General features: G+C 56.2%; 6 protein-coding genes. All 6 read right to left on the bottom strand.

The window, feature by feature from the left end; all coding sequences use genetic code 11:
* The coding region (locus JCM10914_RS27825; RefSeq protein ID WP_036720530.1) for a VWA domain-containing protein at positions 1 to 2519 on the bottom strand (2519 nt) is incomplete at its 3' end.
* A 48-nt stretch (positions 2520 to 2567) separates the two neighbouring features.
* Positions 2568 to 4499, bottom strand: a complete 1932-nt coding sequence (locus JCM10914_RS27820) for a VWA domain-containing protein (protein WP_023967466.1) — start codon at positions 4497 to 4499, stop codon at positions 2568 to 2570.
* Positions 4500 to 4541: 42 nt separating this feature from the next.
* Entirely contained in the window at positions 4542 to 4904 is a 363-nt protein-coding gene (locus JCM10914_RS31130) for a hypothetical protein (RefSeq protein ID WP_023967464.1), read from the bottom strand.
* A complete protein-coding gene (locus JCM10914_RS31125; protein WP_023967462.1) occupies positions 4901 to 5506 on the bottom strand; it encodes a DUF58 domain-containing protein in 606 nt (201 codons plus the stop codon). Before JCM10914_RS31125 ends, JCM10914_RS31130 begins: the two co-directional genes overlap by 4 nt.
* Complete coding sequence (locus JCM10914_RS27810) at positions 5503 to 6492, bottom strand: MoxR family ATPase (protein WP_023967460.1); 990 nt, start codon at positions 6490 to 6492, stop codon at positions 5503 to 5505. The genes JCM10914_RS31125 and JCM10914_RS27810 overlap by 4 nt, the downstream gene beginning before the upstream one ends.
* Positions 6493 to 6573: 81 nt before the next feature.
* Positions 6574 to 8062: phage tail length tape measure protein (locus JCM10914_RS29475; RefSeq protein WP_036720527.1), on the bottom strand; the 1489-nt coding region annotated here is incomplete at its 5' end.

Genomic DNA, 8062 nt, shown 5'->3' with positions numbered 1-8062 from the left:
CGCACGGCGATGTCGGCGACCCACAGCAACAGGGCCGCCACCAGCAGCGGATAGCTCCAATCGTGGAGCTGCGTCCGCGAGGTCGCCTGGCGGTCGAATACTTCGGCCGGATTATCCCAGGATAAGACCCGGCCTCCGGTCGCTTCCGCCAAGCGTTTCAACGCATCTTCGCCGCCGCTGGCCGAAGTCAGGCGATATTCCGGCGAATACGGAACGACGAAGCCCGTTCCCGGAGCCGCCTGCACGGCATCCTCGCCGCTCGCATCTTCAAGTGACATAAGGAAAGCTCCCGGCTTTGACACGTGGACAAGGCCGGTATAACGCCCCGGCGCTTCCTGAATCAGTTCCACCGTCTGCTCGCCAGCCTCATCGTCTCCGATGACGGCATTCAGCTTTGCCGGCGGATTCTCGCCATCGGCCGTCACTTGAATCCGAACCTGATTCCCAGCCGCTTCCGTCGTTACCTCATAAGGAGAAGAAGTGAATTGTGGGAACGTCCATTTCACCATTTCGGTTAACGTATCCGCAAATTGCGACCACGACACCCACTCGCGCGACCACTTGCCGCTCAGGTCGCTCGTCCAGGCCACCGTGCGCCCGGATCCGTATTGCCAGCGTGCGAGCACCGGGTCCGGCTCTGGACTGGATAAGACCGTCTGTGCCGAAGACTTCGGCGTTGTAGCCACATAACCGAATAGTCCAGGCACGCCTTGCTGAAATAATCCAGACCAGTCCCCAGCGTTCTGTACCGCCGGGATGAACGGCTTGTCTACGATATACGATTTAGCCATTAAGACCGCTTCACGGCTGAACACGGCCGGAAGCGTCGTCTCGTCCTCTACATAATAATATCTGCCCTTGGCGGCTTCGGCCAAGGTTTGGAGCAGAACCGTATCCGAGTCCATCCCAACCGCGACCGACGACATCGTTATTTTGTTAGCGACCATCGTATCGGTCAGATCCTGATACCCGGAGTGACCTGCGGACTGCCCGTCGGTCATCAGAATGATGTGCCTTCGCTGAGACTTCACCTTCAGCATTTCATCCAGTGCCGAGGAGACGGCCGGATAGATATCCGTTCCGCCTGCGCTCGGGATCGACTGAATACTGCTCAGCACCTCTTCCTTGTCGCCCAAGGTTTGGGGCGGAACGACCCACCACGGTTGATCGTCAAACGCCACGACCCCAACCGTATCCTTGGGCCGCAACAGTTCGACCGTACGCATAGCCGACTCCTTAGCCAATTCAATCTTTTGCCCGCTCATGCTTCCGGATCGGTCAATGACCAGAATCAGTCCGAGCGAAGGGATCTCGCGCTTACCTTCGAGTTCCATCGAGACCGGGAGCGCTTTTTCGATCGGCGTCTTGAAATATCCACCCATCCCGAAGCTATCATCGCCGCCTGCCATCATAAATCCGATCCCGAAACTGCGGACCGCTTGTTCAATCATCTCCATCTGCTTGCCGCCGACATCACTGCCCGAGACGTTGTTGAAAATGATGCTGTCGTACATCGCATACTTCGCTGCTTCCTGCGGCAGCATCTGCGGCGGAATGACTTCCGTGCCGATCATGCCGGATTCCAGAGCGGCCGTGATATTGCCCGATGTACCTTCTGTCCCCTCGACAATCAATACGCGGGGCGGACCTTCGACTCGCGTGAAAGCGAAGGCTGCATTGTTGGCAGACGATTCATCCCCGTCCATGAAGATCTCTGCCCGGTAACGATGCAGTCCCGGATTCTTGGCCAAGCCCCTCACCGCAAAACGATTCTCGCCCGGCGTAACATCGACGCGTTCTCGGCCGACCTCGCGATTATCCTCGTAAATCCGCAGTTCGCCGCTCGTCTTGAACGTGCTGTTAATCAGCACCTCTACGTAGAACGATTCTGCCTGATACAATCGATCAGGCACCTTGATCTCTTCCACCGCAACATCCTTGACTTGCTGCTTCGACGCGGGCAGCACGTCTACCGCGATTCCCCGGTCTCTCAGCAGTCTGCCTGCGGCTGCCATGCTCCCGACATTCTCATCGCCATCCGAGATGAGCACGATGCGGGAATCGCTCGTGCCCTCGAACAGACTGCCTGCGAGGTGCAGGCCAGATTCAAGCCCCGTAAACCTTCCCTCGAGTAAGGCATTCAGCGAAGCCCCAGCTCCGTCCGAAGGGGTCAGTCGACGCTCAATTGCCCCTTCCAGACCGGTTGATACGATCGCCGTTCCATCCTTTTCTTCTTTAGCGGCAAGCGATTCTTGAATCCAGTTGGTAATTCTCGTGGGATCGCCCATACTGTCCGAGCGATCCGCTACATAGACGACCTGCTTATCCCGGAGCACAGTAAAGCCGTGCAGACCAGATATCATAAAGATCAATAAGAGAATGATACATGTCCTTAAGCATAAGGCCAGCTTCTTGCGAAAACCGCTTAAACGATAATCGGTGCGATAGGCATAGAAGAGAAAGAACCCTGCCGGCAGAAGCAACAGCAACCACCATGGCTGACTAAATTGAACGCCCACGCTGGTACACCCCCCATTCTGCTGCGATGACAGCTAGTGCCAGTAAAGCTAACCATGGCATGAGGGAACTTGTCCCATTCGCTTGCGACCCTGTCCCTTCCGCATTCGCCTGTTCTTTATCCGCCGAGGGTTCCGGGCTTGAAACAGCTGGGTGATCGGCAATTCTTGATTCACAGTCCAATCCGCTTCATGCGGATCTGCCGTGACCGCAAGCCAGTAATTAAGCTTGTCGCCCGCTTCATTTTGCTGTTCAAAAGCATATAATCCCGGAACTTCCGGGACGATCTGAACCGATGATATCCCCTGTTCATTACGAGCGACTTCCACTGTAGAAGATGGCGACTCGAGCGCCAAACCGCTCTTCGGGATCCATGCCGCCTTCGTTGTATCCGAAGCGATCGGAATATCTGCCTGGGCTCCGGCCACATACCGGCCAAGACCACTGCCTTTGCCAGAAGTCATCCAGGCTAGCGTATTGCTGACCATGACCGGAAATTCCGGCGATAACGGCAGATCGCTGTCCTGTAGCAGGAAGGAATACGACAAGCGTGGTCGTCCACCCTCCAAGCCAGCAAATACGATCGGCTGGTCGCCAAGCTTCATAACGGGCTCCCCCCACGCAGGTGATTGCTCGATCAACGTACCGAAATATACGCCGGACAAGCTGACATACGAAGTGATGGGATGTTTAGATAATACGGGGCGTCCGCCTTTGCTCCCCACCTTTGTGCCTTCGCCGCCAATTGTCCAAAGTGGCGTTTTCGCTGTCAGTTCCGCCCATTTCCCTTGCTTAAACTCTGCTGGAATGCTGCCATCCATCACCAACAAGTCGAATTCGCCGTCAGGCACGGGGGGTGCTTGCGAATCGGCATCCGGTTGCTCCGAAGCCTCGTCGCCGTCGTCGTTCTTTACACCCGATTCTGTCGTGGTAATTCGCGTCACCTCTGCCCCGCTTAACTGCAAGGCTTTCTCCAGGAACAGATTGCCGGACGTGAGTAGCAACACCCGCGATGTGCCGTGTGCCAGCCCAAAAGCAAAGGACTCATTATCCGCCGCATAGCCATCATCCTGCGCCAGCTCCAACCGATACACTTCCGCGAACGGGAGTCCTGTGAAGGACTCCGTCAGCTTCTGCTGCGGCTCCAGCTTCAGCTCCCTGCTGGTAAGCAGTTGCTCATCCCCGTAGAGATTGACTTCCACGGTGGATGCGTTACTTGCGTTCGTGCTCAAAACGGCTACACCTGTGTATGCCGCCTTGCCCCCATCGCTTTTCGCCGAAATGCCAAACTGTTCGATTGCTGCATTATATGGCTGCTCCCCCTGTATCTTCTCGACGGATACCGGAACTTGAAAGGCGATCGGCACTGTATCCTGCTTCCAGTAGCTGTCTGTAAAAATAACGACCTCCGCATCCGACGCCTCTCTCGTCAGTGCGGAAGCAAGCGACAGCGTTTCCCGATAAGCCGCCGGTCCGTAATAAGGCTGAAGCCCATCAAGTGCCTGATCGATGACCGAGCGATCGGTTTCCCGTGAAGTAAGCGTCACCGGGCTGGCCCCAATCGAGAGCAGCGTGATGTCGCTTCTTCTGCCTTGCTCCTTCACATAATCCTGAATTCGTTCCTTCATCAAATCCAGCCTTGTTGAAGTTTCCTCCGAACCGTCTGGCCCAATCTGCGCGCTCATGCTGCCCGAGGTATCCGCTACGATGACCATATGCGCACTGCCGCCACCGGATACCTTCATGAAAGGCTGCATCAGGGCGAAGACGAGCAGCGCTGCAACAAGCAGCTGCAGCCAGAGCAACAGCCGGTTCTGCAGCCTCTGCCATGGGCGGTTCGCTTCCAGATTGCGAAGCACCCGCTCCCATAGCAAGCCGCTCGGAACGGTAGTATCTACGTATTTCCGCTTGAACATATACATCAGAATAATGGCCGGCAGCGTTAAACCAAACCATAAACCGAGCCATGATTGAATCCCCAACCTGTCCCCTCCTTACTCCCGTGGGCTCTCTGACCATCTTTTTCAACTCGTAACCAGCCCTGCACCGGCAAGCACTCCAAACATCGCGTCGGTCAGGGGCATATCCGCTGGAATAAGGACGTAAGACATGCCGCGCTCTGCACACACCCGGGACAACATCATTCGATAACGCTCCAGTTCCTCTTTATAAGCATCAATCACCTTGCCCGTCAGCGCCACTTCTTTACCGCTCATCGTTTCGCTATCGACCAGACGTAAATCCCCAGCCAATTTAGGCTCAAGCTCTTCCCGAGACAAGACATGCACCAGCACGACCTCTTGGCCTGTGCCGGATAATAGTGACAGTGCTTGGAACAGCTCGTCTTCGCCGCCTTCCAGCCAAAAGTCGGAGAACACCCAAGTCATCCCCGGTCGCCTTGGTAATGTCCCCGGCACGGCCAGCGCCGCTCCAAGCTCCCTTCGCCACCGGTCTGAGCGCCCTGTAGAAAAGAAAACAGCCGGTGAGCCGAACCCTTTCCTCTCATCACCGGCAGCCTAGCATGGATGGAACGGCTATAACAAGCCACCTGAAGCCGATCATATGATGACAACGCCATATAACCTATACTCGCAGCCAGTTGTCGTGCAAGCAGCCATTTGGCACTTCCTATCGCGCTCTGATTATCACGCCCAGACGTTGGGGCAGAGGACTCTCCGCTTGAAGCCGACATCACCGCTCCCATCGAAGCCGAGCAATCCACGAACAGATTAACCGTCAATTCCTGCTCGTCCATGAATTGCCGCACGAAGGCTTTGCCGGTACGGGAATAGACGCCCCAATCAAATCGACGCACATCATCCCCCGGAGAATAGACGCGATAATCCGCAAATTCAAGCGAGGATCCCAGCTTGCGGGAGCGGCGTTTGCCCTGTTGCGTTCCGGCAATCCGGCGCTTGGCCGACAAGCTCAGTCGTTCCAACCGAGGCAGCCACTCCGGGGGCAGCAGATGTCCTCCTGCCCCACTCATGCCGAAGTCTCCAGCGCCTGCAATACTTCTTGAATGACATGATCTGTCGTGATGCCAAGCGCCTGTCCTTCGAAGTTCAAGAACAGGCGATGACGCAGCGCAGGCAATGCCACCGCCCGAATATCTCCCGTCGAGACATGCATCCGTCCATTGCATAGAGCGCGTACTTTACTGACCGAGATGATCGATTGGATTCCCCTTGGTCCGGAACCGAACTGCACGTATTTACGGACCGCCTCCGGTGCCGAAGCTTCCTCGGGATGGGTCATCATCAACAGGCGAACGGCATAATCCAAAATATCCTCGGCCACCAGCACTTCCTTGGCTCCCCGCTGGATCTCAAGCAGTTCCTCTCCACTCATCTGCCTCTCCACCTGGAATTCATGCGCCGACGTTGTACGTTTCACGATTTCCTTCAATTCCTCTGCGCTCGGATACGACACTTCAATCTTCAACAGGAAACGGTCCAGCTGCGCTTCAGGCAGCGGATAGGTTCCTTCGTTCTCGAGCGGGTTTTGCGTTGCGAGCACGAAGAAGGGTCTTGGCAGCCGATGCGTCTCTCCTCCAACGGTTACGGTCCTCTCCTGCATGGCTTCCAGTAAAGCGGATTGCGTCTTCGGTGTCGCCCGGTTAATCTCGTCGGCAAGCACGATGCTGCTGAATATCGGTCCGCTCTGGAACGTCATGCCCGTGCTTCCCTGCTGGCCGAAGGACAAAATGTTGGTGCCCGTGATATCGGTCGGCATCAGGTCGGGTGTAAACTGAATACGCGAGAACGACAATTCCAGCGCTTCCGAGACGGTGCGAACCAGCATCGTTTTGCCTAGACCCGGAATCCCTTCCAGCAGCGCGTGTCCCCCGGCAAAGATGCACCATAACATCTGCTCCACGACTTCTTGCTGCCCGACAATGACCTTGCCGATATGTTCCCGCAGGCCTGATATTTTCCCCATCCATTCCTGTGGTCTCACTGCGATTTCCGACATGGAAGAACCCTCCATCTTTTTGGTAAATTCATAGTTTCTCTATTCCTGAAAAAAAGCAGCTATTTGTGTTTATCATGTTACTTACGGGTTGGGGTTAATTTGCATGAAATACTCTTCGACCAGGCCTTGCATCTGGTCCGGGAGTTGGCTTCTCCCGAGCGATTTGCGCGCCTCGGCTTCGTAATCCCGATAGACTTCCTCGTACGGTCTGGCCGTACCGGGAATCGTTGGCGACACGCCGCCTTTCTGGATCTCGCCTCCGCTTCCCTCCAGTTCGCCCTGATCGTTCTGTATATTACCGCTGCCCTTATAGTCCCTTGGTATCGTCACCAGTTCACGACCTCCGGAGCCAAGCCCGGCCCCGCTGCCAGAGCCAGAGCCAGAACCCGAGCCGCTACCGGAACCTGAGCCGGAACCGCTTCCTGAACCAGACCCTGAGCCGCTACCCGCTCCTTGACCGCTGCCGCCGGCCCCCGCTCCTTGGCCCGAACCTTGCCCTTCGCCGCCTTCGGAACCACTGCCTTCACCGGATTCGCCCGACCCTTCGCCAAGACCGGCCTGCGCTAAAGCTTCGGCACTGCCTCCATTACTCCAGGCATCGGATACCGATATCCCGGCTGCCATCATCTGATCAGCCAAGCTAAGTCCCTGCTGGGCAAGAGCAGAAGCCAGTGCCGCTGCAGACTCCGATTGACTGCTCGAGGAAGTCATCGCTTGTGCCGCATTCGCGAGCTCTTCCGCCAGCTGCTGCAGTGCTTCCTCCAACTCCTTCGACGATACGCCGTCCTTTAATGCGTCCGCAGCTTGTTTAAGCTGCTGGGCCAATTCCTCGGCTCCCGGTTGCTTCGCGGCTTCTTCCGCTAGCCTTCTCAGCTCTTCGGATAATTGGTCCTTCTCCTCCTGGGACATCTTCTTCACTTGTTCGGAGAGCTTCTTCATTTCCTGCTTAACCATGTCCGCAATACCTTCGGCAAGCTTCTTGCCGATCTGCGACATCATGCTCTCCTGCTGCATCTTCTTAGACAACTCGCTCAGCGCTTTGGCTTTCTCTTCCTGCTGCTTCGCCAGCTTCTCAAGCTCCTTCATCGCTTCTTCCAGCTTCTCCAGTGCTTGCTCCGGCTGCTTCTCGTTCTGCAGCGCCTTTTTCAAGGCATCCAGTTTCTCTTGAAGCTTCTGCCTATCAGCAGGATCCAGTGTTTCCTTGTCAAGCTCCTCGGCCAGCTTCTCCGTCTTGGCTGCCTGTTCCTTTACCCACTCCTGTTGAATCTTCGCCGCTTCTATCTTCTGATCCATAGGATTAGGGATCAAGACCAGCACCAATGTGGCCACTAGCCCCGCACTGCATATCATAAGTGGCCGCTTCCGTTTAGGCGACGGGAGACGCCCTGGCAATTGCTCGGCGAAACGTGCGCCGTAACGCTCCGCCTGTTCCCGCTGCCACTGTGCGGCAGCGGTTTGTTCTTCCTTGAAGGAGAGCGCCGTAACCATCATATCGCTTCGTTCACTGCCGCCCGAAGCTTCATCCATCGCTATGGCTGCCTCTTTGGCAGGAATACGATGCAACCATCCC

It is taken from the genome of Paenibacillus sp. JCM 10914 (genome assembly GCF_001315105.1).
Classification (GTDB): Bacteria; Bacillota; Bacilli; order Paenibacillales; family Paenibacillaceae; genus Paenibacillus_AQ.
The sequence above is the reverse complement of the archived record's forward strand: the minus strand, read 5'-3'. Positions and strand labels throughout refer to the sequence as shown.